The following is a 22,457-nucleotide window of genomic DNA, read 5'->3' on the forward strand; positions in this document are numbered from 1 at the left end:
CCCACCCCCTGTTGGCACCGGGGCCGAACACCCCATCCGACGCAGCAGGAGGCACCCCACCGTGGAAGAGATCCGGGGCACCGCGCGGGGGGACGCCCCCGTACCCCTCTCCGTACTGGACCTGGTCACCGTGGGGGCCGGGCGGACCGCGAGCGACGCGCTGCGGACCAGCGTGGAGCTGTCCCGGCTCGCGGAGGGGCGCGGCTTCCACCGGTACTGGGTCGCCGAACACCACTCCATGCCCGGCGTCGCCTCGTCCTCGCCCGCCGTCATCCTCGCCCACCTCGCCGCCCACACCGACCGCATCCGGCTCGGTTCGGGCGGGGTCATGCTGCCCAACCACGCGCCCCTGGTGATCGCGGAGCAGTTCGGGACGCTGGAGGCCATGGCGCCGGGGCGGATCGACCTGGGGCTCGGGCGGGCGCCCGGCACCGACGGGGCCACCGCCGCCGCGCTGCGGCGCACCGACCGGCTGAACGAGGGCGCCGACGACTTCCCGGAGCAGCTCGCCGAGCTGACCCGGTTCCTCGACGACGACTTCCCGGACGGGCACCCGTACCGGCGCGTCCACGCCGTTCCCGGTCCGGTGCAGGCCACCTCCCCGGGCGGGGTGCAGTCCCCGCACCGGCCGCCGGTCTGGCTGCTCGGGTCCTCCGGGTTCAGCGCCCGGCTCGCGGGGCTGCTGGGGCTGCCGTTCGCCTTCGCCCACCACTTCTCCGCGCAGAACACCATCCCGGCGCTCGACCTCTACCGCGAGACGTTCCGCCCGTCCGCCGTGCTCGACGAGCCGTACGCCCTCATCGGCGTCTCCGCGCTCGCCGCCGAGGACGAGGCCGAGGCCCGGCGCCAGGTGCTCGCCGCCGCGCTGAGCATGGTGCGGCTGCGCACCGGCCGACCGGGGCTCGTGCCGACGCCGGAGGAGGCGGAGGCGTACGCGTTCACGCCCATGGAGCGGGAGTTCGTCAGCTCCTGGAACGCCAACGTCGTGCACGGCACCCCGGACCAGGTCCGCGCCGGGCTCGACGACCTGCAGAAGCGCACCGGCGCCGACGAGCTGATGATCACCGCCAACGCGCACAGCGGCGACGTACGCCTGCGGTCCTACGCGCTCGTCGCCGACGCCTACGGGCTGCCCACCGCGGGCTGACCGACCGGCGGGCGCAGCAGTTCGGAGATGCGCTCCGGTGACACCGGGCGGGAGTACAGCCAGCCCTGCCCGGTGTCGCAGCCGATGTGCCGCAGCCGGGTCGCCTGGGACGACGTCTCCACGCACTCCGCGGTCACGGTCAGCCCCAGCCGGTGGGCCAGCTGGATCATCGCCTCGACGATGACCTCGTCCGCGCCAGCGCCGTCACCGGCGGCCCCGTCACCCTCGTACTGGAAGCCCTTCACGAACGAGCCGTCCAGTTTGAGGACGTTCACGGGGAGGCGGCTGAGGTAGGCCAGGTTCGAGTAGCCGGTGCCGAAGTCGTCGATGGCGATGCGCACGCCCATCTCGCTGAGCGCCTTGAGGACCTGGAGGGGGCGGCCCGCGGAGCCCATGACCGCCGACTCCGTCAGCTCCAGTTGCAGCAGGTGCGGGGCGAGGCCGGTCTCGGCGAGGATCTCCGCCACGTCCGCCACCAGGTCGGAGTCCCACACCTGGCGGACCGCCACGTTGACGCTGACGAACAGTGGAGGCTCGTCGGGGCGGTCGACCTGCCAGCGGCGGGCCTGCCGGCAGGCGGTGGCCAGTACCCAGCGGCCGAGCGGCACGATCGCGCCGTCCTCCTCGGCCAGGGCGATGAACCGGTTCGGGGTCAGGACGCCGAACTGCGGGTGGTCCCAGCGGACCAGCGCCTCGACACCGCTCAGCCGCCCGTCGGCCATCCCGACCAGCGGCTGGTACTCCAGCACGAACTCGCCCCGGTCGATCGCCGGGCGGAGCGTGGAGGCGAGGGCCTGGCGGGTCATGCGGTGCGCGTTGCGTTCGGGGTCGAAGAGCGTCCAGCGGGCCTTGCCGTCGGCCTTCGCCCAGTACAGCGTCGTGTCCGCGGCCTGCATCAGCCCCGTCGCCGTGGAGCCCGCGGCCCGGCGTTCCACCACGCCGATCGACGCCGACACGGACAGCCGCTGGCCCACCAGGTCGAAGGGCCGCTGGAGCGCCGTGAGCGCCGACTCGGCCAGGTCCGCCAGCTGTTCGGTGCCGGTGGAGCCCTCCACCAGGAGCGCGAACTCGTCCCCGCCGAGCCGTGCCACCAGCGGAGCGCTGGCGCGGGGGTGCGCGGCCTGTCCGGCGCAGCGGGTGAGGCGTTCGGCCACGGCGGCCAGCAGCCGGTCGCCGACGCGGTGGCCGTGGGTGTCGTTGACCGCCTGGAAGCCGTCGAGGTCCAGGTAGCACAGGCCGATCCGGCCGGTGCCGCCGCGCTCGTAGGCGCCCGACTCGACGGCGGCCGACAGCCGCTCGAAGAACAGGGCGCGGTTGGGCAGTCGGGTCACCGGGTCGTGCATCTGCAAGTGCCGGAGTCTGGCCTGGAGATCCCGGTGGGCGCTGATGTCGGCGACGGACAGCAGCACGCCCTCGGGCAGCGGCGAGACCGTCACCCGCACCCAGACCGCGTGGCCGTCGGGGAGGGTGATCCGCCGCGAGCAGCGCAGCCTGGCCTGCCGCCCGCGGAGCACCTCGCGGTACGCGTGCCAGGCGCGCGGGTCGGCGGAGAGGTCGACCAGGTCGGCGGCGATCCGCCCGGCCAGCGGCTCCCGGCCGGTGCCGAGCAGTTCCCCGAAGGCGTCGTTGGCGCTGACCACCAGGCCCTCGCGGTCGACGACGGCCATCGCCAGCGGCGCGGTCGCGAACGCCGACCGGAACGGCGGCGCCGCTGCGGCCCCGGAGCCGGTACCAGGAGGCGCCTTGTCGTTACTTTCTGTCACGGCTGGCCCGATGAGGTCTGCCGCGGGCGTCGGCCCTTCGGACGTTCCGCTCACCGCTCGCTCCCGCAGTGCACTTGTTCCGGTCGGTCGCTGGTCGACCTCTGTCCGGCAGGAAATCCCCGAGGAAATCCGGCAGGAAACGGTCAGGAAAGTGTGCCGATCATAGGGGTTGGGGCCCTGGCCGTGCAGCCACTGTCCCGTGCCCGTCCAGTGTCGCGGACGACACCGTACTTCTGACAGATCGTTTCTGCCCACGCCGGGACGGCTTCGATCCTGCCGTGCCGGATTGTGACGTTCCGTGAGCGGCCGGGGGTGTTGGCGTCGGACATACCCTCCCTCACTCATCTGATGCAGGCAAACAGGGCGTACAACCATAAAGTCACACAGGGTGGATGCGGAGTCCCCTGAACCGCATCCGGAGGTCCCCGTGCAGGTGCCCGTACCGCCGCCACCTCAGCTTCCCCACGGGGAACGCACCGGGCCCGACGGACGGACGGGACCGCACGGGCGCACGTGGTTCACCGCGCGCCCGGGACCGCGTGGGCGCGCCGGGTTCACCGCGCGCACGCGGGCCGTGCTCAAGGGGCTCGGGCGTGCGGCGCTGCGGCCCCGACTGCGCAGTACCGCCGCCGTGTTCACCACTCTGTCCGCGCTCGCCGCCACCTCCGTCGCCACCGATCCGTCCGTGGCCGAGCCTCTGGAGGCCGCCCCCTGCGCGCTGCCCCGCACCGACGCCCACCACTCCGAGGGCCTCGACACCTGGAACGCCGCCTATCCGCGCCCGAGCCGGGTGGCGGACGCGGTGATGGTCTTCCTCTCCTTCCCGGACTCCCGGCCCCGGTTGACGCCCCGGCAACTGGCCGCCGACCACTTCCCCGCCACCAGCCGCTTCTTCGCCCACGCCTCCTACGGCAGGTTCACCCTGCGCCCCCACCCGCTGCGGCGGTGGATCCGGATGCCGCGCCCGTCCACCGCGTACGCCATACAGCGCGACTGGAGCCCCGAGCACCGGGCCGCCTACCTGCGCGACGCCCTCGCCGCCGCCGACGACCGGGTGGACTTCTCCCGCTACGACGTCGTGTACTTCGTCGCCGACCCGGACGCGCCCGGCGTCGACTCCGACGCCACGAAGGTCGTCAACCTGGACATGCCGCTGCGCGCGGACGGCGCCGCGATCCGGCGGGTCGTCACCGTGTTCGAGAACCATCCGCCGGACCGGCTGGTCCTCGCCCACGAGACCGGGCACGTCTTCGACCTCCCCGACCTCTACCACCGGCCGGTCGACGGCACCGGCGACTGGGACACCTACGTCGGCGACTGGGACCTGATGGGCAGCCAGTTCGGACTCGCCCCGGACCTGTTCGCCTGGCACAAGTGGAAGCTGGGGTGGCTGGAACCATGGCAGGTGGTGTGCCTGCCGCTCGGCCGCGGGAGCGGGAAGGGTGTCTCGCGGCTGACGCTGGAGCCGCTCGGGGCGGGGCCCGGCGTGCCGGTCGCCGGTGCCGCGGGGGCGCCCGCCTTCGGGCTGGGCCGGGGGACGAAGCTCGCGGTGGTGCGTACGGGGCCGGACCGCGCCCTCGCCTTCGAGGCCCGCGCCCCGCTGGGCAACGACCGGTCGGGCTGCCGGGCGGGCGTCCTGGTGTACCGCGTGCACAGCGGCGCCGAGTCCGGCGACGGGCCGGTCCAGGTGGTCGACGCCCACCCGCGCACCGAGGCGTGCTGGGAGAACTCCGTCTACCCGCCCCTCGCGGACGCCCCGGTCGCCCTCGGGGAGACCTTCACCGTGCCCGGGGAGGGCGTGCGGGTGGCGGTGGAGGGGCGGACGGCGACGGGGGCGTGGACGGTGAGGATCAGCGCGGCGTGAGGGGCGTGGGCCACGGCTACGGCGAAAGGCCCCTCGCTCTCGCGAGGGGCCTTTCGTTGTCGTGCGCCGCCAGGGACTCGAACCCCGGACCCGCTGATTAAGAGTCAGCTGCTCTAACCAACTGAGCTAGCGGCGCCTGCTGACGTCGTAGACCTTAGCACCCTGGTCGGCGGGGTGCGAAATCGATAAACGCGCGGTCGCGCGGGCCGCCCTGACCGCCGACCAGAGCAGGATCTCCGGGCCGGGCAGCCAGGGCTCCCGGGTGTCGGGGGCGACCACCCAGCGCGCCCCGGAGCCGTCGGGCGCGGGCGCCGGGGCCGGGACGGTCACCGAGTCGCCGGTGCCGTGGCACAGCAGCGGCGGTACGGCCGCCGTACGGCCGCCCCACTCCTCCCAGGCGAGCAGCGCGGGCAGCCGCTGGGCCGTGCCGGGCGCGGCGAACAGCAGCATCCGGCCGCGGAACGCCGCGACCGGCCCCGAGCCCGGGCCCTCCTGCCACAGCCGGTCCAGCATCCGGCGCCCGAACAGGGCGGGCGCGCTCACCACGTCGAAGGCGGCACCGCAGGGCAGCACGGCGCTGCCGCGCGGATACGTTCCTGCGGAGGCGAGCCAGGCGGTTCCGTCCGGGGTGATCAGAGTGCTGCTCATGGTGGATACATCTACCGGCTGTGAACAGCCGGCTCCGCGGAGTCATCGGAAGCCGGGACAGTGGCGGGGGCGGACGGGTAGAGTGCGCGCCTCCCGCTCAGACCGTGTCGGGACTCTGGCCCTCACCGCCGCCGCGGAGCAGGTCCCGGCCGAACTCGACCATCTTCTTCGCGTAGTCCTCGGTCCAGTCGGCCCGCTCGGCGATGTCCGCCGCGGTCAGCCGGTCGAACCGGCGCGGGTCGGCGAGCTGGGCCGCCGCCATCGCCTGGAACTCCACCGCGCGGTCGGCCGCCGCCCGGAACGCCTGCGTCAGCTCCGTCGCCCGCGTCAGCAGCGCGCGCGGATCGTCGATCGACTCCAGGTCGAAGAAGTGCTCCGGGTCGGAGGCCGCCTGCGCGGGCTCGAAGAGCAGGGGCGCGGGGCGTAGCCGCGGTTCGTTCCGACGCGGCGTGGGCTCCGCCATGTCTACTCCTCCTCGTACGGTTCCGACGGCACCGCCTGCCGACGGGCCACCGTCCATTGTCCCGCGCCCGCGCAAGAGGGCCGCCGGATCGTCATGGCCGCCGGACGTTCTGATCACGGCCGCCACACCACCCGGTGTTGGGCCAGGTGTGCCAGGACCGCGTGGTTGGCCTCCCAGCCGTCCGGGCTGTTTCCTTTGGCCGCCTCCGGCGGCGTTTGCCGGACTCCTTCCGGCGAGGGGCCGCGCTCGGTCCGGCGTCCGCCGCGTCGGTCACGGCCGCCACACCACCCGGTGTTGGGCCAGGTGTGCCAGGACCGCGTGGTTGGCCTCCCAGCCGTCCGGGAACTTCACGAGCGTGCCCAGTTGGACCGGTTCCGTCGACGGGTAGTCGTCGAGGAGGTCGGTGACGCCCGCGCGGCAGACGACGACGCAGGCGTGGCGGTGGCGGGAGGCCAGGACGCACAGGCGGCCGGTCTCCAGGTGGAACGCGGTCGCGTCGGGGCGGCCGGACAGGGGGTGCAGGACCACCGTGACGTCGAACTCGCGGCCCTGGAGCCGGTTCGCCGTGTCGACGGTCACGTCGGGCACGCCCAGGTCGGCCAGGGCCGCGCGGACCGCCGCCGCCTGGTCGCGGTGTGCCGTGCCGACGGCGACCCGGTCGGCGGTGAGCGGGGTCGCGGCGGGGGCGCGCTCGGAGTGCGCCGCGCCCTCCCGGTCCAGGAGCCGCCGGACCACCGTCGCCACCGCGCGCACCGCCTCCGGGTCCGTGCGGGGCGTGTGCCGGGCGGGCAGCTCCAGCAGGCCCCAGCCCGACGCCGCGGCCTCGTCGATGACCCGGTCGGGGGCGGAGCCGTCCGACGGGGCGGCGAAGGTGAGGCGCCGGTCGCCGTGGTCGGTGCCGCTGCGGAACGGCGTGTACGGGTAGAACGCGTCCGACACCAGCCGCGCCGCCGACGCCGGGAGCCGCCAGGACACCGGGAGACGGTGCTGGCGCAGGCCCGGGTTGTGCGCCAGCAGGGTGGTCACCGCGGACGCCGACGGGTCGTACGAGAGGCCCGCCCACTGCTCGCCGCCGACGATGGAGAACGGGTCGAGCTGGCCGGGGTCGCCCACGAACAGCGCCTGCTCGAAGAGACCGGCCACGGCCAGCAGGGCGTCCGAACGCATCTGGTACGCCTCGTCGACGATCGCGTGCCGCCACGGCTCGTCGGTCTTCACGTGCGCCCACTTCGCCGCCGTGGAGATCACCACCGGCAGCCCCGTGAGGTCGCCCGCCTTCGCCGACTTGCGGACCTGCGGCAGGTCGTCGAGGGCCTTGTCGTACGGGTCGGCGTCGCTGCTGTGCAGTCGGCCCACCGGCAGGTCGGGGTTCTTCTCCGCCAGCCGCACCACCAGGTCGTCGACCTGCGCGTTGGTCTGCGCGACCACCATCAGCGGGCGCCCGGCGTCGGCCAGCTCCAACGCCGCGCGGACGACGAGCGTGGACTTGCCCGCGCCCGGCGGGGAGTCGACGACCACGCCGCGGTCGGGGCCGTGCAGGGTGTCCGCGAGGATCGCGGCGGTGGCGCGGGCGGCCTCGGCGCCCGGGTCGAAGGCCGTCGTCGTCACAGCACGTCCTCCTCGGTCGTCGGGTCCGCGGGTTCCGACGCCGCCTCGCCGGGCGGGCCGCCGTGGGTCCACGGGGTGTCCTCCGGGTCGGGCAGCTTCGGGCCGCCGCGCTGCTCGTGCTCGAAGAGGGTGAAGCAGATCCGGTCGCCCTTCTCCGGTACCGACCCGGGCTCCGGCTCCTTGCCGCGGCCCATCTTGTCCAGCACGCGCAGCACGAGCGCCCCGTCCCCGGTGTGGCCGACGAACTCCGCCGCCTGCGGCCGGCCGCCCAGCGAGCGGTACGCCTTCAGCCGCTCGGCCAGCTGCGGCCGGTCGTCGGTGCGGACCGTCACCAGGGGGCGCGGGGCGGGGCGCTTGCCCTCGCTGTAGGCCATGACGACGTCCACGACCTCCCCCGCGAACGCCTCCCCGGACAGCCGCCGCCCGGCCATCACCAGCGGGTCGTCCAACGCCTCCTGTGCCTCCAGACGGGCCTGCTCGCGCTCGCGCGTGGCGAGCTTGTTCGCCGCGGTCACCGCGTCGTCGCGGCGCGGCTGCGGGGGCTCGCCCGCCAGGACCCGGTCGCGGTGGCCGGTGAACGACCAGCGGTCGCGGGTCCACCGCTCCTCGACCCGCGCCCCCTCGGGCAGCTCCCGCAGCAGGTCGAGGCCGCGCCACACCGCGTCCCACGTCGGACGCGTGACCCTGGCGACCAGGGCGCGGACCTCCTGCTCGGCGGCGGTGACCGCGCCCAGCCGGTCGTCGGCCTCCAGGCCGTCCTCGGCGGCGGCGAAGGCGGTGCGCGCGCGGTCGTAGCGCTCGATGGCGGGGGCGAGCAGCCGGTTGTCGAACGCCGGGTCGGTGGCGGGGCCCGCGGGCGGGCACACCAGCTGGCCGTCGGCGTCCCGGCCGAGTTCGGCGCGCAGCGCCGCCTCGGCGCCGGATCCGCCCGGCGGCGGGTCGATCCAGGCGAGCAGGGCGCCCAGGTGCTGGTCCTCCAGGGTGGACTGGCCGGTCGCCCAGTGCCGGGACAGCACGTCGGTGAGGGCGAGCAGCAGCGAGGAGCCGGGGACGCGGGCCCGCTCGCCGTAGTGGGTCAGCCAGCGGCCCAGCAGCGGCACCCGCGGGGGCGCCGGGTGCGGGTTCTCGGGGTCCTGCTCGGCGGTGCGGCGGAAGCGCATGGAGCGGCCGAGGAGCCGTACGAAGTCCAGGCCCGCGCGGCTCGGCACGACCAGCTGCGGGGCGTCCGCGCACAGCTCCACCTCGACCTTGACCCGCTTGCCGGTCTCCGGGTCGGTCTCCGTGCGCTCGGCGGCCTCCACCACGTCGGCGAACCCGTCGACGTAGGGCAGCACGACGTCGGCGAGCTCGGCGAGGAACGCGAAGCGCAGGTCGCGGTCGCGGGGCTGCGGGACGGCCAGGAGGCGGGGCGCGTCGCGGTCGGTGCCGACCAGCGCGCCGAGCGGCGCCCCGGCCTCACCGGCGGTGGTGAGCGGCACGAACACCAGGGGCCGCTCCGACAGGTGCCGGTGCCGGACGGTGGCGGCGGGCTGCGCGCGGCCGGTGTCGACGGCCTCCAGCCGGGCCAGGGTGGTGATCAGCGACATACGGCCGCCCCTCCGACGGCGTCGGCACGCCCGTCGAGGGCCTCGGCGCGCAGCCGTGCCGCGCGGCGCAGCGCCGCCACCGCCGGGTCGTCGGGGTCGCCGCGCTCGCCGCGGGCCGCCGCCAGCACGTCCCCGACCGTGGTCAGGCCGCCCAGCTCGGCGCGGACCGGGCGGCCCAGGGTGGTCACCGCGCCGTCCGCGCGGGACCGGTCACGGCAGTGGAACGCCAGCTCACAGGCGGACAGGCACTCCGGGGTGTACGTCGCCGGGACCGACTCCACCGCGTGGGTGAGCCGCTCCGCGGGCAGGTCGGGGGAGAAGCAGACGCCCTCGGGCAGGCCGTCCGCGATCTCCTCGATGCGGGTCAGCCGGTCCAGCTGGCGGCGGGTGACCGCGCGCTGCTTGCGGACGTCGACGGCGGAGGCGGCGGGCAGGTTGGAGAAGTCCTTCGGGCAGACCAGCAGGACGCGGTGGCCCACGCGCGCGGGCGGGTCGAGACGGGCGGCGACCTCCTCAAGCGCCAGCACGTACACCGCCGCCTGCCGGGCCGCGGCGCCCACCTTCGCCGGGTCCGCCGAACCGTCCAGCATCGGGAACGACTTGATCTCCACGACCGTCCACCGGCCGTCCGGGTGCACCACCACCGCGTCCGGCTCCAGGAACGCCGGGGACCCGGCGACCTCCAGGGCCAGCATCGGGTGGTCGAGGAGCGTCCAGCCGCCCGCCACGGTGGCCTCGCGCAGCGCCAGCGCCGTCCGCGCGGCACGCCCCTGCGGGCCGGACGCCGACAGGTCGGGCACGCTCGCGGCGGCGGACGGCTCGGCGCCCGGGTCGAGCCGCTCCCGGGCGAGCCGCAGCAGCTCCGCGCCGCCGTCGGCCTTGACCCGCGCCTCGAACGCGTTGCCCCGCATGAAGGCGAACTGGGACTGTCCGAAACCGGACGGCGAGCCCAGCGCGCCCGCCAGCCGTGCCTTGTCCACCCCGGCGCCGTCGAGGATCGCGCGCCGTCTGCACCCGGGGTTGGCGGCCAGCGCCGCGAGGGCGCGTGCGTCCAGTGCCTTCGCCGGTACGTCCGGACCGCGCAGCTCAGCGAGCCGGTGCCGGAGCCCCGTCCCCCGCGTCCGCGGGGGCGGCACCAGGCTCGGCTCCGGCTGTGAGCCGCGACTCGCGCTGCCGTGGAATTCGTTCACCCGCCGAAGTCTGGCATCCGCCACTGACAACGGAGGCGGGAGCGCCGCCGGAGCCCTGGGCGGCCGGTGCGATCCGCGCCACCAGCCAGCCCCGCACCCGCTGCGCGGTCCGCGTCACCAGCGGGGTCAGCAGCAGCCCGACGCCCATCACGGCGGCGCCCGCCGCCGCGTCGAGGAAGTAGTGGTTGGCGGTGCCCATCACCACGATCGTGGTCACCAGCGGGTAGACCACGCCCGCGATCCGCCCGAGCCGGTTGCCGCTGTACCGCCACAGCATCACGCCGCACCACAGCGCCCAGCCCACGTGCAGGCTCGGCATCGCCGCGTACTGGTTCGTCAGCCCGCCCAGCCCGCGCGGCGCGCTGGCCTCACCGCCCCACCAGCCGTACGAGCTGTACTGGGCCATCGTGTCCACGAAGCCGTGCCCGGCGTCGAGCAGCCGGGGCGGGCAGGTCGGCAGCAGGGTGAAGCCGATCAGGCCGATGAACGTCGACGTCATCAGCCAGGTGCGGGCCGCCCGGTACCGGACGGTCCGGGAGTGGAAGAGCCACACCAGCACCAGGGGCGTGACGACGTAGTGCAGCGAGGCGTACCAGAAGTCCGCCGGTACGCCGAGCCACGCCTCCCGCGTGAAGAGCCGGTTCAGCGGGTGCTCCGCGTTGATGCGCAGCACCTTCTCGACCTTCAGGATCGTCAGCCCGTGGTCCACCGCGGAGGAGACGTCGCCGCGGGCCAGGAGTCGGCCAGCCGAGTAGCAGGCGTAGACCAGGAGGATGAGCGGCAGCTCGGTCCACCAGCGCAGCCGGAGCCGACCGGTCGCCTCGGTGCCCGGTGTCTCGGCGTGCGGCATCCGATCGCCCTCCCCCTTCTCGTCGCGCGGCGCCAAACGGCCGGTCGCCCACTTTACGGTGTACGTGCACGCCCGGCGGGGGTGCCTCGGCCCTGAGAGACGCAGAGATCGCCCTGCGGGTTGCCCCAGCACAGCGTGCGCGATGATGGAGGGGTTACGCCTCCCGTTTACCCGAGAAGGTCGCTCATGGCACCGCGCATCCTGTTGGCCAGGCACGGACAGACCGCGTGGTCGCTCTCCGGCAAGCACACCGGCAGGACCGATGTCCCCCTCCTGGAGGAGGGGCGAAGGGGCGCGAAGCTCCTCGGTGAGCGGCTGCACCGGGCGCCGCACGACGGACTGCCCGGCGTCGAGGTGCGCACCAGCCCGCTGTCCCGCGCGCGCGAGACGTGCGAGCTGGCCGGGTTCGGTGACCGCGCGACCTGCTGGGACGCCCTGATGGAGTGGGATTACGGCGCCTACGAGGGGCTGACGCCCGACGACATCCAGGCGGTCCGGCCGGGGTGGCTGATATGGCGGGACGGGGTCCCCGAGGGGGAGGGCCTCGCCGAGGTGACCGCCCGCGCGGACGCCGTGGTCTCCTGGGCGCGGGGGCTGGAGGGCGACGCGCTGGTCTTCGCCCACGGGCACATCCTGCGGTCGATCGCGGCGCGGTGGCTGGGGCTCCCGCTCGGCTTCGCCGCCCGGATCCGGCTGAACCCCACCAGCCTGTCGGTGCTGGGGTGGGCCTACGGGGAGCCCGCTCTCGAAACGTGGAACGACGTCGGTCACATGGTCGCGTGACCTGGCCCGACGTGAGGTGCCTCACGTGACGTGGGGCGGCCCCGGACTCACCCCTGGCGCGGCACCTGGCGCGGCACCCCGTGGCGTGCCAGGAACTCCGACACCTCCGAGGTCCCCCGGTGCGGCAGCAGCACCCGGGCCGTGCCCGCCAGCATCGCCTGCACCCGGGACGACTGCACCTGGTCCAGGAGGTCCAGCACCCGCATCCCCGCCTCCGCCGCCTCGTCCGGGCGTCCACCGCGCGCCAGGTCGTCCGCCAGTTCGGCGGTGTAGAGGGCGATGTTGCGGGTGAAGTGCGGGTCCTGGAGCCGCGCCGCCCGCCGCGCGTGCCGGGCCGCGCGCGGCCAGTCGCCCAGCACGGACCAGCACTGCGCCTCCAGGCCCTCCAGCTCGGCCTCGCCGTAGAAGGTCATCCACTCGGGGTCGGCGTCCGAGCGGCCCCGCGCGAAGAGGGCCTGCGCCCGCACGAGCGCCTGCTCGCATCCGGCGCGGTCGGCGAGCCCCGCCCAGCCGCCCGCCTCACGCAGCGCCAGCAGGGACATCAGCCGGTCCGAGCCCAGCGGGCGCGCGATGCGCTGGGCGGCCTGCGCCGCGCGGACCGCCTCCCGGGGGCGGCCGGTGTCCCGCGCGAGGAACGCCGTGTTGCAGAAGGCGTGCGCCTCAAGCCCCGCGTCCCCGGTCATCCGGGCGGTCGCGAGGGCCTCGGCGTAGTGCGAGCGGGCGTCGTCGAAGCGGCCGGAGTCATGGGCGAGCCAGCCCACCGAGATGGCCAGTTCACCGGCGCCGGAGTGCAGCCGGTCGGCGGTCGTCTGCCGGGTCGTACCGGCGTCCAGGAGCGCGAAGGCGGCGCGGAGCGGGGCCGCCGCGCGCCGGTAGAGGCCGTCCGCGCCGTGTCGGTCGTCGAGCAGCCGGATCCGGCGCACGGTCTCCTCCAGCGCGCTCGCCTCGCTCGCCCCGGCGCGCCCCGCGGGACGTTCCACGGCGGCGGCGTCGAAGGTGAGCCCGAACGGGCCCAGCGAGGCGGCGGCCACCGTGGCGCCACCGCCGGTCATGAATGCGCGACGCAGCACGTCGCTCTCCTCGTGGTCGTCGTGCGTGTCGTACGGGCCCCGCGGCGCGCCCCCGCCCGGCGGGCGGTGCGGGTCTGCGGTGCCGTACGGGTCCTGTGGGCCGTACAGGTCCTGTCTGTCATACGGCTCACAGTCCTCATGCGTCTCACTGATGACGTCCGGCGGGCTCGTGGGGTGCACGGGGGGCGCCTCCGGAGCGGTGCGCGCGCCGCGTCCGCGTACGGACGAGCGGGGCGCGAAGCCCAGGTCGGTGAGCGTACGGCCGGGGAACATGTGCAGGAATACCCGTTCGTACGCGTAGTTCGGGCACCGGATCTCGCCCGACTCCACCCGGCCGATGTAACGCGCGTCACAGCTCACGCGTTCACCGATCTCACGCGCCGCCCGGCGGACCGCCGCCGCGAACTCGGCGGGCGAGCGCCCGCCGCGCAGGCCGCGGAAGACGAGGTTGGGCCGGACTGGCCGGTCGGGCTGAGACGAGGTCACCGTTGACGACGCCATGGCCGGGTCCTCTCGTGCGAACCGTCGAACCATGCCGGACCATGGACGAGTCGCCCCGATGCTGGCATGACCTCCCTGTTTCCGGCGAGCAAGAACGTACCTGCTGTGCCGGACCCGCCACGCGGTGTTTGGCTACAAATCGGATATCTCATCCACGATCTGCCATGAAGTGCCATCCTTTGCGGCGGACTTCCGCCGTAGCCGTTGACGCGGTGGGGCGTTGAACCCGGTGGACCGGGAGCCGCCCGACTCCCGGCCCGCTCGCCCAAGGAGGGTTTCGTGGTGGAGGCCGGGATGGAGAGATCGACCCCGACGGTGACGGCCGCGGCGACAGCGACGGTCACGGTCACGGCTGCCGAGGCGTCCGGCTGTGACCTCGTGACCGTACCGGCCCGGCAGGGCCTGGAAGCGGTCGACATCCTCCGGCGGGGCGCCGTGGACGCCGTGGGCCCCGTCCTGCACGACGACGACCGCGGCACCCTCGGCTTCGTGGTCCCGCCCGGTACGGCGGACGCCTGGGACGTCCCGGGCAGCGTCTGCACCCAGACCGACGGCCACGGCCTGAGCCTCGTCCCCGAACCGCCCGTGGCGGGCGCCGACTGGCTGCTGCCGCCCGACGAGGCCGACAGCGCCACCGACCCGGCCATACTCCGCCACGCCCTGGGTGAGGCGGCCCGCCTGATCGAGGCAGCGGACAACTGCCGCTGACGCCTCCGGCGGGCCGGGGGCGGCCCTCCTCGCGCCGCTCCGCGCGCAAGCCCGGGCGACCCGCCGACCGGCGTCGGGAGTCGCCCGCCCCCGCTCCTCCCTCCTCCGGAGGAGGCCGGAGGGCAGGCCCCCGGGGCCGACCCGCGCTGGCACGTCCCGCCCCCTGCGACAATGACCCGATGGGAAGGTCCAGGAACGCCCGGCGCGCGCGGGCGGTCGGCGCCGCGGTCGTCGAGCCCGTCGACGGGGGGCTCGCCGAGCTGGTCCCCGACCGGGACCGGGCGCGGGCCTGGACGCTGTTCATCGACGGCGCCCCGCAGTCCCACGTCGACCTGGACGACCCGGCGTACCTGGACTTCGAGTACCAGCGCCGCCTCGGTCACGTCGTCGACCTCGCCGCCCCGCCCGGCAGACCCGTGCACGCCGTGCACCTCGGCGGCGGCGCGTTCACGCTGGCCCGCTACGTCGCCGCCACCCGGCCCCGCTCCACCCAGCAGGTCGTCGAACGCGACGCCGCCCTCGTCCAACTGGTCCGCCGGGAACTGCCGCTCGCCGCCAACGCCCGCGTCCGGGTGCGGTCGGCGGACGCCCGCGCGGGGCTCGCCAAGGTGCCGGACGGCTGGGCCGACCTCGTCGTCGCCGACGTGTTCAGCGGGGCCCGCACCCCCGCCCACCTCACCTCCACGGAGTTCCTCGACGAGGTCCGCCGCGCCCTGCGCCCGGACGGCGTGTACGCCGCCAACCTCGCCGACGGACCACCGCTCGCGCACCTGCGCGGCCAGATCGCCACCGCCGCCGCCCGTTTCGGGGAACTCGCCCTGATCGCCGACCCGGCGGTGCTGCGCGGCAGACGCTTCGGCAACGCCGTCCTGGTCGCCGCCGACCAGCCGCTGCCCGTCGCGGAACTCACCCGCCGCGCCGCGTCCGACCCGCACCCCGCGCGCGTGGAACACGGCAGGACGCTCACCGACTTCACGGGCGGCGCCCCGGCCGTCACGGACGCCGCCGCGGTCGCCTCACCGGCACCGCCCCCCTCGGTGTTCCGCTGACACGGCCGCCCGAAGACCGGTCAGTACGACCCGATCTCCACCCGCGGCGGGCCGTCGTGCCAGGTGCAGAACACCGACACCCGGTCGGCGCCCGAGGTGAACTCCACCCGGATCCAGGACTCCGTCTTCCACACCTGCATCGACCAGCCCGCTCCCGGCGTCGCCGAGACCAGGGTCGCGTAGTCGTCCCGCAGGTCGAACACCGCCCGGCCGCCGTCGGTGTCGTAGCTCTTGACCTGGCCGGAGGCGCTCGGGGAGGCGGCGGGCGCGGAGGACGACGGCCGGGGCGAGGCGGACGGGGGCGGCGCGGTCCCCGGCGCGGAGGAGGTCGACCCGTCAGATGAACCGGACGCACCGGACGAGCCGGATGAACCCGAGGCGTCGGCCGGGCTCTTCGACGCCCCCGGGCGGCGCGTGCTCGCCGACGTCGCCAGCGCCTCGGACTCCCGCACGGTCGCGTCGGCCGCCGTGACCGGCAGCGCGCGGGGCGGGTCGTACACCGTGCCCGCGAGCATCGTGTGCACGCCCCACCAGGACAGCGCGGCGGCGGCACTGGTGGCGAGCGACCAGGCGAGTACGTGTACGAGTCCTCTGAACATCGCGGCCATACTGCCGCACCCGTCAGGCCGCGCACACCCGGGGTGAGTTATCCACAGGCGGTTATCCACAGGCCCCGACCGGTGTCGCCCGGATGGCGTACGGTGCGGCGCATGGCAAGTGTGCTCGTGGTCGAGGACGACCAGTTCGTACGCTCGGCGCTGATCAGGCACCTGACCGACGCCGCGCACACCGTGCGCAGCGTGGGTACGGCGCTGGAGGCGCTGCGCGAGGTCGCCCACCTCCGTTTCGACGTGGTCATCCTGGACCTCGGACTGCCCGATCTCGACGGGTCCGAGGCCCTGAAGATGCTGCGCGGCATCACCGACGTCCCCGTCATCATCGCCACCGCGAGGGACGACGAGGCGGAGATCGTCCGGCTGCTCAACGCGGGCGCGGACGACTACCTGACCAAGCCGTTCTCCGTCGAGCACCTGTCGGCGCGGATCGCCGCGGTGCTGCGCCGGGCCCGCTCCGCCAGCGCCGACGCCGCGCCGGACAGCGTGCTGCGGGTCGGCGGGCTGACGGTCGACCCGCTGCGCCGCCAGGCCGAACTGGACGGCGCGCGCCTCGACCTGACCCGCCGCGAGTTCGACCTGCTCGCCTTCCTCGCGGGCCGTCCCGGGGTGGTCGTGGCGCGCCGGGAGCTGCTCGCCGAGGTGTGGCAGCAGTCGTACGGCGACGACCAGACCATCGACGTCCATCTGTCGTGGCTGCGGCGGAAGCTGGGGGAGACGGCCGCCCGGCCGCGCTATCTGCACACCCTGCGCGGGGTCGGCGTGAAGCTGGAGCCGCCGGTCGGGGAAGCGGGGCCGACCCGATGAGGTGGGCGCTGGTCAAGGTCTCGCTCGCGGTCACCGCCATGGTCGTGGTGGCCTTCGCGGTACCGCTCGGGCTGGTCATCAAGGAGATGGCCCGCGACCGCGCCTTCGCCAACGCCGAGCGGGAGGCCGCGGCGATCGCGCCGGCGCTGTCCATCACCACCGACCGGGACCAGCTGGAGCGCGTCGTCGCCTCCGCGGGCTCGGACGACGGGATGGCCGTGCACCTACCGGCCGCGGAAGGCGCCGCCGCGCTGGACATCGGGCGGCGGCGCGCCGCCGACGAGGACATCGAGGCCACTCGGAAGGTGGGCCGCGCCTCCACCGCGCGCGTGCCCGGCGGTTCGGCGCTGCTCCAGCCGGTCGCGCTCAGCTCCACGCAGATCGCGGTCGTCGAGGTGTACGTCCCCGACGCCGAGGTCAGCAACGGCGTCGGCACGGCGTGGGCGGTGCTCGCCGGGGTGGGCCTGGCACTGATCGTCGGCTCGGTCGCGGTCGCCGACCGGCTGGGCGTCCGGATGGTGCGGCCCGCGCAGCGCCTGGCCGACGGCGCGAGCGACCTGGGGGAGGGGAAGCTGGGGGCGCGGGTGCCGGAGGAGGGGCCGACCGAACTGCGGCTCGCGGCGGTCGCGTTCAACTCGATGGCCGACCAGGTCGTCCAGCTCCTCGCCAACGAGCGGGAGCTGGCGGCCGACCTCTCGCACCGGCTGCGCACCCCGCTCACCGTGCTCCGGCTGAACGCCGCCTCGCTCGGGGAGGGACCGGCCGCGGACCAGACCCGGGCCGCGGTCGCCCAGTTGGAGCGGGAGGTCGACACCATCATCCGCACCGCCCGCGAGGCCAAGCCGCAGACCGCGGCGGCCGGCCCCGGCGCCGGGTGCGACGCGGCGGAGGTGGTGCGGGAGCGGATGGGGTTCTGGTCGGCGCTCGCGGAGGACGAGGGCCGCAAGTGGCGGGTGGCCGGGGTGGACCGCCCGGTGCGCATACCCGTGACCCGCGCCGACCTGGCCGCCGCCCTCGACGCGCTGCTCGGCAACGTGTTCCGGCACACCCGGGAGGGCACGGCGTTCGCGGTCGACGTCCACAACGGCGAGGACGCGGTGATCGTCCTGGTCTCCGACGCGGGCCCCGGCATCCCCGACCCCCGGGCGGCGATGTCCCGGGGCCGGGGGTCCGGCGCCGACGGCTCGACCGGCCTCGGACTGGACATCGTCCGCAGACTCGCCGAGTCCACCGGCGGTGACGTGCGCATCGGCTCGTCCGTCCTCGGCGGCACGGAGGTCCGGATCTGGATCCAGCTCGACGCCAGGGAGCGCTCACCCCGGCGCCGTGGACACCGGGGCGCCGTACGGCGCCGCGGGGCGGGCAAGGCGCTCGCCGCGATGTCGGGACACGCCGGGCACGGCGGACAGGCGGGACACGCCGGGCGCGGCTGAGAAGCGGCCCCCGGACCGCCCCGGGGACTGCCCCCCCGGGCCGCCCTCGGGACTGCCACCGGGCCGCCCCGGACCCGCCCCCCGGGCCCCCGGGCCGCCCCGGAGACTGCCCCCGGGCCGCCCCCCGGGCCGCCCTCGGGACTGCACCGGGCCGCCCCCGGACCGCCCCCCGGGACTGCCACCGGGCCGCCCCGGACCCGCCCCCCGGGCCCCCCGTGCCGCCCCAGACCGCCCCCGCCCCTCCTCGATTAACCCGTCCCGATGGCTCCCTTAAGGCCGCCCTAAGACCGGCAACCACCGACCGGAACAGGCGTTTTGGGAGTTTCGAGATCGCTAACGTGCTGCCACAGCCACCCCCCACCCCGAACCACAGAGGCAGGCACGATGAGCACGCACCGGCGCGGACTGAGCGGCAGGAACAAGGCGATCGGCGGGGCGGTCGCCGTGGCCGTGATCGGCGGCGGTGCCATCGTGTTCTCCGGCACCGCGCAGGCCGCCGGTGTCGGCGCGGCCTACACCAGGACCAGCGACTGGTCGACCGGCTACACCGCGCAGTACGTCGTCACCAACGACAGCGGCGCCCGGAAGACCGACTGGACGCTGGAGTTCGACCTGCCGTCCGGCGCGAAGCTCAGCTCGTTGTGGAACGCCGAGTCCAGCGCCAGCGGGCAGCACATCACCGTCCGGCCCCCGAAGTGGGACACCGACGGGCTGGCCGTCGGCGAGTCCGTCACCGTCGGCTTCGTCGTCAACGGCTCCGGCGACCCCACGGGCTGCCTCATCGACGACACCAAGTGCTCCACGGACGACACCGCCACCCCCGAACCCACCGGCCGCCCGACCCACACCCCCACCCAGACGGCCACCCCGACCCCGACCTCCACCCCCACCAAGACGGCGACCCAGAGCCCCACCCCCACCCAGACGCCCGGCACCCCCACCACCGCCGCCTTCGCCCCGTACGTCGACACCTCCCTCTACCCGGCCTTCGACCTGCTCGCCAGCGCCGAGGCGACCGGGGTGAAGGACTACAACCTCGCCTTCATCACCTCCGGCGGCGGCTGCACCCCGAAGTGGGGCGGCGTCACCGACCTGGCGAGCGACGCGGTCGCCGGGCAGATCGGCGCCCTGCGAGCCCAGGGCGGCGACGTGCGGGTCTCCTTCGGTGGCGCGTCCGGCACCGAGCTGGCCACCGCCTGCTCCTCGGCCGACGCGCTGGCGGCGGCGTACGGCCAGGCCGTGGACGCCTACGGCCTCACCAAGGTCGACTTCGACGTGGAGGGCGGCGCGCTGCCCGACACCGCGGCCAACACCCGCCGCGCCCAGGCCATCGCGCGGCTCCAGCAGGCCCACCCCGGCCTGGACGTCTCCTTCACCCTGCCGGTGATGCCGGAGGGCCTGACCCAGCCCGGCGTCGACCTCCTCGCCGACGCCCGGCGCAACGGCGTGCGGATCAGCGCCGTCAACATCATGGCGATGGACTACGGGGCGTCGTACAGCGGCGACATGGGCACCTACGCCGAGCAGGCCGCCACCGCCACCCAGGCGCAGATCAAGAGCGTCCTCGGGCTCAGCGACAGCGCCGCCTGGAAGACCGTCGCGGTCACCCCGATGATCGGCGTCAACGACGTCGCGTCCGAGGTCTTCGAAGTCGAGGACGCCACGCAGCTGGTGGAGTTCGCGCGGGCCAGGGGGATCGGCTGGCTGTCGATGTGGTCCGCGACCCGTGACAAGCAGTGCCCCGGCGGCGCGAAGAACTCCGCCGACGCCACGTGCAGCTCGGTCCTCCAGGACGCCCACGCCTTCACCAAGGCGTTCGCCGCCTACAAGTAGGCCCGCCAGGAGGCGAAACGGGGCGCGGCACCCCCACAGTGCCGCGCCCCGCCCCCCGTCGCTCCCCCCGGTTCAGGTCCGTTCAGTCCTGAACGGCCGGGGGGAGCGCACCCGTGCGCGCCGCCTGGCCGTACCAGAGGGCGCTCGACTTCGGCGTACGGGCGAGGGTCGTGTAGTCGACGTAGACCGCGCCGAAGCGCTTGCCGTAGCCGTACGCCCACTCGAAGTTGTCCATCAGGGACCACAGGTAGTAGCCGCGCACGTCGGCGCCGTCCGTGATCGCCTTGCGCACGGCGGAGAGGTGGCCGTGCAGGTAGGCGACGCGCTCGGGGTCGTGGACCCGGCCGTCGGCGTCCATCTTGTCGTCGTAGGCGGCGCCGTTCTCGGTGACGTAGATCGGCACGCCCGGGGCCTCGCGGCTGTAGCGCATGATCAGGTCGTGCAGACCGGTCGGGTCGATCGTCCAGCCCATCTCGGTCTGCTCACCCGGCGTCTGGTGGAACGCCACGTCGTCCGCGGCGGGCCACGGCGAGTGGTCGCTGGAGCCGTGGCCGTCGGCGCGCGGACCGGTGGGGGCGTTGGCGGCGGACGAGACCAGCGCGGGCGTGTAGTAGTTCAGGCCCAGCGCGTCCAGCGGCTGCCTGATGGTGGCGAGGTCGCCGTCCTGCACGAAGGACCAGTCGGTGAGCGACGACGTCGCCTCCAGCAGGGTCGCCGGGTAGGCGCCGTGCAGCATCGGGCCGTGGAAGACGCCGTTGGCGAGGTCGTCGATCTTCTGCGCGGCGGCCAGGTCGCCCGGGTCCTGGGAGAGCGGGCGGACCACGGAGGAGTTCAGGGAGACGGCGACCGAGTTGCGGGCGGGCATCACCGAGCGCAGCGCGACGGTGCCGAGCCCGTGCGCGAGGTTCAGGTGGTGCGCGGCCTTCAGGGAGGCGGCCGGTTCGGTGCGGCCGGGGGCGTGCACCCCGGAGCTGTAGCCGAGGAAGGCGCTGCACCAGGGCTCGTTGAGGGTGATCCACTGCTCCACGCGGTCGCCGAGCGCCTCGCCGACGATCTGCGCGTACTCCGCGAACCGGTACGCCGTGTCCCGCTCCGGCCAGCCGCCCGCGTCCTCCAGCTCCTGCGGCAGGTCCCAGTGGTAGAGGGTGACGGCGGGCTTGATGCCCTTGTCCAGCAGCTCGTCCACCAGCCGCCGGTAGAAGTCCAGACCGACCTGGACGGCGGGCCCGCGGCCGGTGGGCTGCACCCGGGACCAGGAGATGGAGAAGCGGTACGCCGTCAGGCCCAGCTCCGCCATCAGCGCCACGTCATCGCGGTAGCGGTGGTAGTGGTCGACAGCGATGTCACCGTGGTCGCCGCCCGCCGTCTTCCCGGGCGTGTGGCTGAAGGTGTCCCAGATCGACGGGGTGCGACCGCCCTCCCGCACCGCCCCTTCGATCTGGTACGCGGAGGTCGCCGCGCCCCAGAGGAAGGTGGAGGGGAAGGACACCGGCGTTTCGGGCTCAGGCATGGAAGCGCTCCCATCGCAGGTCGCGCGGACCCACGGGTAGACGGAAGGAAGGAATCAGGAGAGGGGGTGGGGGGAGGAGGGGCCGAGGCGGCGGTGACCCGGCCCCCTGGTACACGGGCGTCAGCCCTTGACCGCGCCCTGCATGATGCCGCCGACGATCTGCTTGCCGAAGATCGCGAAGACCAGCAGCAGCGGCAGCGTGCCGAGCAGCGCGCCCGCCATGATCAGGGACTGGTCGGGCGTGTAACCGCGGCCCAGGCCCGCCACCGCGACCTGCACGGTCGGGTTGCCGGTCTGGGTCAGCACCAGGAACGGCCACAGGAAGTCGTTCCAGGTCTGCACGAACATCAACATGCCGAGTACGGCCATCGCGGGCCGCGCGGCCGGGAACACCACGTGCCACACCACGCGCCAGCTGCTGGCGCCGTCCACCCGGGCGGCCTCGATGATCTCGTCCGGCAGGGCCTGGATCAGGTACTGCCGCATGAAGAACACACCGAACGCGCTCACCAGCGACGGGAAGATCACGGCCTGGAGCTGGTCGGTCCAGTCCAGCTTGGCGACCATCATGTACAGCGGGATCACACTCAGCTGCGGCGGCACCATCATGGTGCCGATGACGATCAGCATCATCGCGTTACGGCCCTTGAACCGCAGCTTGGCGAAGGCGAACCCGGCGATCGTCGACAGCACCACGATGGTGACCGCCGAGATCCCGGCCACGATGGTGGTGTTGAGGAACGCCTCACCCAGGTTGGCGTCGGTCCACGCCACCTCCAGCTTGTCGAACAGGTTGCCGCCGAACCACAGTGGCGGCGGGTTCTCCGCGAGGCGCTGGTTGTCACGGGAGGCGGCGATCGCGGTCCACACCAGCGGGAACAGCGAGCCGATCGTGAACAGGGCGAGGATGACGTAGGCGAGGGGCCCGGCGTGCATGGTCCCGCCCGCGCGTGCGGACTTGGGACGGCGTGCGCGCCGGTGCTCGCCCCGCTTGGTGTCCTCGGGGCTCAGGGTCGTCGTCACGGCCGGT

General features: G+C 74.5%; 19 protein-coding genes and 1 tRNA gene. 8 read left to right on the forward strand and 12 right to left on the reverse strand.

Annotated elements, in window-relative coordinates; translation table 11 throughout:
• Window positions 1-61 precede the first annotated feature (61 nt).
• Window positions 62-1,147: an LLM class flavin-dependent oxidoreductase gene (locus tag ABZ659_RS03650; RefSeq protein WP_360213005.1), complete on the forward strand. Its 1,086-nt coding sequence runs from the start codon at window positions 62-64 to the stop codon at window positions 1,145-1,147.
• Here ABZ659_RS03650 and ABZ659_RS03655 read toward each other — a convergent pair.
• Window positions 1,123-2,964 (reverse strand): EAL domain-containing protein, encoded by a 1,842-nt coding sequence (locus ABZ659_RS03655; RefSeq protein WP_360213007.1) that lies wholly within the window; start codon window positions 2,962-2,964, stop codon window positions 1,123-1,125. The two genes, ABZ659_RS03650 and ABZ659_RS03655, sit on opposite strands and share 25 nt — an antisense overlap.
• Window positions 2,965-3,484: 520 nt before the next feature.
• On the opposite strand from ABZ659_RS03655, the gene ABZ659_RS03660 reads away from it, so the two are divergent.
• Window positions 3,485-4,774, forward strand: coding sequence for a M6 family metalloprotease domain-containing protein (locus tag ABZ659_RS03660; RefSeq protein WP_360213009.1), 1,290 nt, complete (start codon window positions 3,485-3,487; stop codon window positions 4,772-4,774).
• Window positions 4,775-4,836: 62 nt separating this feature from the next.
• Here the strand turns inward: ABZ659_RS03660 and ABZ659_RS03665 are convergent.
• From ABZ659_RS03665 to ABZ659_RS03695, 7 genes are all read right to left on the reverse strand, one after another.
• A tRNA-Lys gene (locus ABZ659_RS03665) sits at window positions 4,837-4,910 on the reverse strand.
• Complete coding sequence (locus ABZ659_RS03670; RefSeq protein WP_360213011.1) at window positions 4,901-5,422, reverse strand: hypothetical protein; 522 nt, start codon at window positions 5,420-5,422, stop codon at window positions 4,901-4,903. Before ABZ659_RS03670 ends, ABZ659_RS03665 begins: the two co-directional genes overlap by 10 nt.
• 97 nt (window positions 5,423-5,519) lie before the next feature.
• Complete coding sequence (locus tag ABZ659_RS03675; protein WP_360213013.1) at window positions 5,520-5,885, reverse strand: hypothetical protein; 366 nt, start codon at window positions 5,883-5,885, stop codon at window positions 5,520-5,522.
• 270 nt (window positions 5,886-6,155) lie between these two features.
• Window positions 6,156-7,493: an AAA family ATPase gene (locus ABZ659_RS03680; protein WP_360213015.1), complete on the reverse strand. Its 1,338-nt coding sequence runs from the start codon at window positions 7,491-7,493 to the stop codon at window positions 6,156-6,158.
• On the reverse strand, window positions 7,490-9,079 hold the full coding sequence (locus tag ABZ659_RS03685) for a hypothetical protein (protein WP_360213017.1): 1,590 nt from the start codon (window positions 9,077-9,079) through the stop codon (window positions 7,490-7,492). Before ABZ659_RS03685 ends, ABZ659_RS03680 begins: the two co-directional genes overlap by 4 nt.
• Window positions 9,070-10,215 carry a hypothetical protein gene (locus tag ABZ659_RS03690; protein ID WP_360213019.1) on the reverse strand — a complete coding sequence of 382 codons (1,146 nt, stop codon included), beginning with the start codon at window positions 10,213-10,215 and terminating at the stop codon, window positions 9,070-9,072. The genes ABZ659_RS03685 and ABZ659_RS03690 overlap by 10 nt, the downstream gene beginning before the upstream one ends.
• Window positions 10,166-11,119 (reverse strand): phosphatase PAP2 family protein, encoded by a 954-nt coding sequence (locus ABZ659_RS03695; RefSeq protein ID WP_360213021.1) that lies wholly within the window; start codon window positions 11,117-11,119, stop codon window positions 10,166-10,168. The genes ABZ659_RS03690 and ABZ659_RS03695 overlap by 50 nt, the downstream gene beginning before the upstream one ends.
• A gap of 186 nt (window positions 11,120-11,305) precedes the next feature.
• Here ABZ659_RS03695 and ABZ659_RS03700 point away from each other — a divergent pair, with 186 nt between their 5' ends.
• On the forward strand, window positions 11,306-11,902 hold the full coding sequence (locus ABZ659_RS03700) for a histidine phosphatase family protein (protein WP_360213023.1): 597 nt from the start codon (window positions 11,306-11,308) through the stop codon (window positions 11,900-11,902).
• A 47-nt stretch (window positions 11,903-11,949) separates the two neighbouring features.
• On the opposite strand, the gene ABZ659_RS03705 is transcribed toward ABZ659_RS03700, so the two are convergent.
• On the reverse strand, window positions 11,950-13,473 hold the full coding sequence (locus tag ABZ659_RS03705) for a hypothetical protein (protein ID WP_360213025.1): 1,524 nt from the start codon (window positions 13,471-13,473) through the stop codon (window positions 11,950-11,952).
• Between the two features lie 294 nt (window positions 13,474-13,767).
• On the opposite strand from ABZ659_RS03705, the gene ABZ659_RS03710 reads away from it, so the two are divergent.
• On the forward strand, window positions 13,768-14,181 hold the full coding sequence (locus tag ABZ659_RS03710; protein ID WP_360213027.1) for a hypothetical protein: 414 nt from the start codon (window positions 13,768-13,770) through the stop codon (window positions 14,179-14,181).
• Window positions 14,182-14,360: 179 nt separating this feature from the next.
• The gene (locus ABZ659_RS03715) at window positions 14,361-15,230 is read left to right on the forward strand and encodes a fused MFS/spermidine synthase (protein WP_360213029.1); all 870 of its coding nucleotides are present in this window, start codon (window positions 14,361-14,363) and stop codon (window positions 15,228-15,230) included.
• 20 nt (window positions 15,231-15,250) lie between these two features.
• Here ABZ659_RS03715 and ABZ659_RS03720 read toward each other — a convergent pair whose 3' ends face one another.
• Window positions 15,251-15,829, reverse strand: coding sequence for a hypothetical protein (locus tag ABZ659_RS03720; RefSeq protein ID WP_360213031.1), 579 nt, complete (start codon window positions 15,827-15,829; stop codon window positions 15,251-15,253).
• Between the two features lie 111 nt (window positions 15,830-15,940).
• Here ABZ659_RS03720 and ABZ659_RS03725 point away from each other — a divergent pair, with 111 nt between their 5' ends.
• The 3 genes from ABZ659_RS03725 (at window position 15,941) to ABZ659_RS03735 (ending at window position 19,917) form a co-directional block, all read left to right on the forward strand.
• On the forward strand, window positions 15,941-16,651 hold the full coding sequence (locus ABZ659_RS03725) for a response regulator transcription factor (protein ID WP_360213033.1): 711 nt from the start codon (window positions 15,941-15,943) through the stop codon (window positions 16,649-16,651).
• On the forward strand, window positions 16,648-18,084 hold the full coding sequence (locus tag ABZ659_RS03730; RefSeq protein WP_360213035.1) for a HAMP domain-containing sensor histidine kinase: 1,437 nt from the start codon (window positions 16,648-16,650) through the stop codon (window positions 18,082-18,084). The genes ABZ659_RS03725 and ABZ659_RS03730 overlap by 4 nt, the downstream gene beginning before the upstream one ends.
• Window positions 18,085-18,468: 384 nt before the next feature.
• Entirely contained in the window at window positions 18,469-19,917 is a 1,449-nt protein-coding gene (locus ABZ659_RS03735) for a cellulose binding domain-containing protein (protein ID WP_360213037.1), read from the forward strand.
• An 82-nt stretch (window positions 19,918-19,999) separates the two neighbouring features.
• Here the strand turns inward: ABZ659_RS03735 and ABZ659_RS03740 are convergent, their stop codons facing one another.
• Window positions 20,000-21,427: a GH1 family beta-glucosidase gene (locus ABZ659_RS03740; protein WP_360213039.1), complete on the reverse strand. Its 1,428-nt coding sequence runs from the start codon at window positions 21,425-21,427 to the stop codon at window positions 20,000-20,002.
• A 120-nt stretch (window positions 21,428-21,547) separates the two neighbouring features.
• The gene (locus ABZ659_RS03745) at window positions 21,548-22,450 is read right to left on the reverse strand and encodes a carbohydrate ABC transporter permease (protein WP_360213041.1); all 903 of its coding nucleotides are present in this window, start codon (window positions 22,448-22,450) and stop codon (window positions 21,548-21,550) included.
• Window positions 22,451-22,457: the final 7 nt, after the last annotated feature.

It is taken from the genome of Streptomyces sp. NPDC006997 (assembly GCF_040635175.1).
GTDB lineage: Bacteria > Actinomycetota > Actinomycetes > Streptomycetales > Streptomycetaceae > Streptomyces.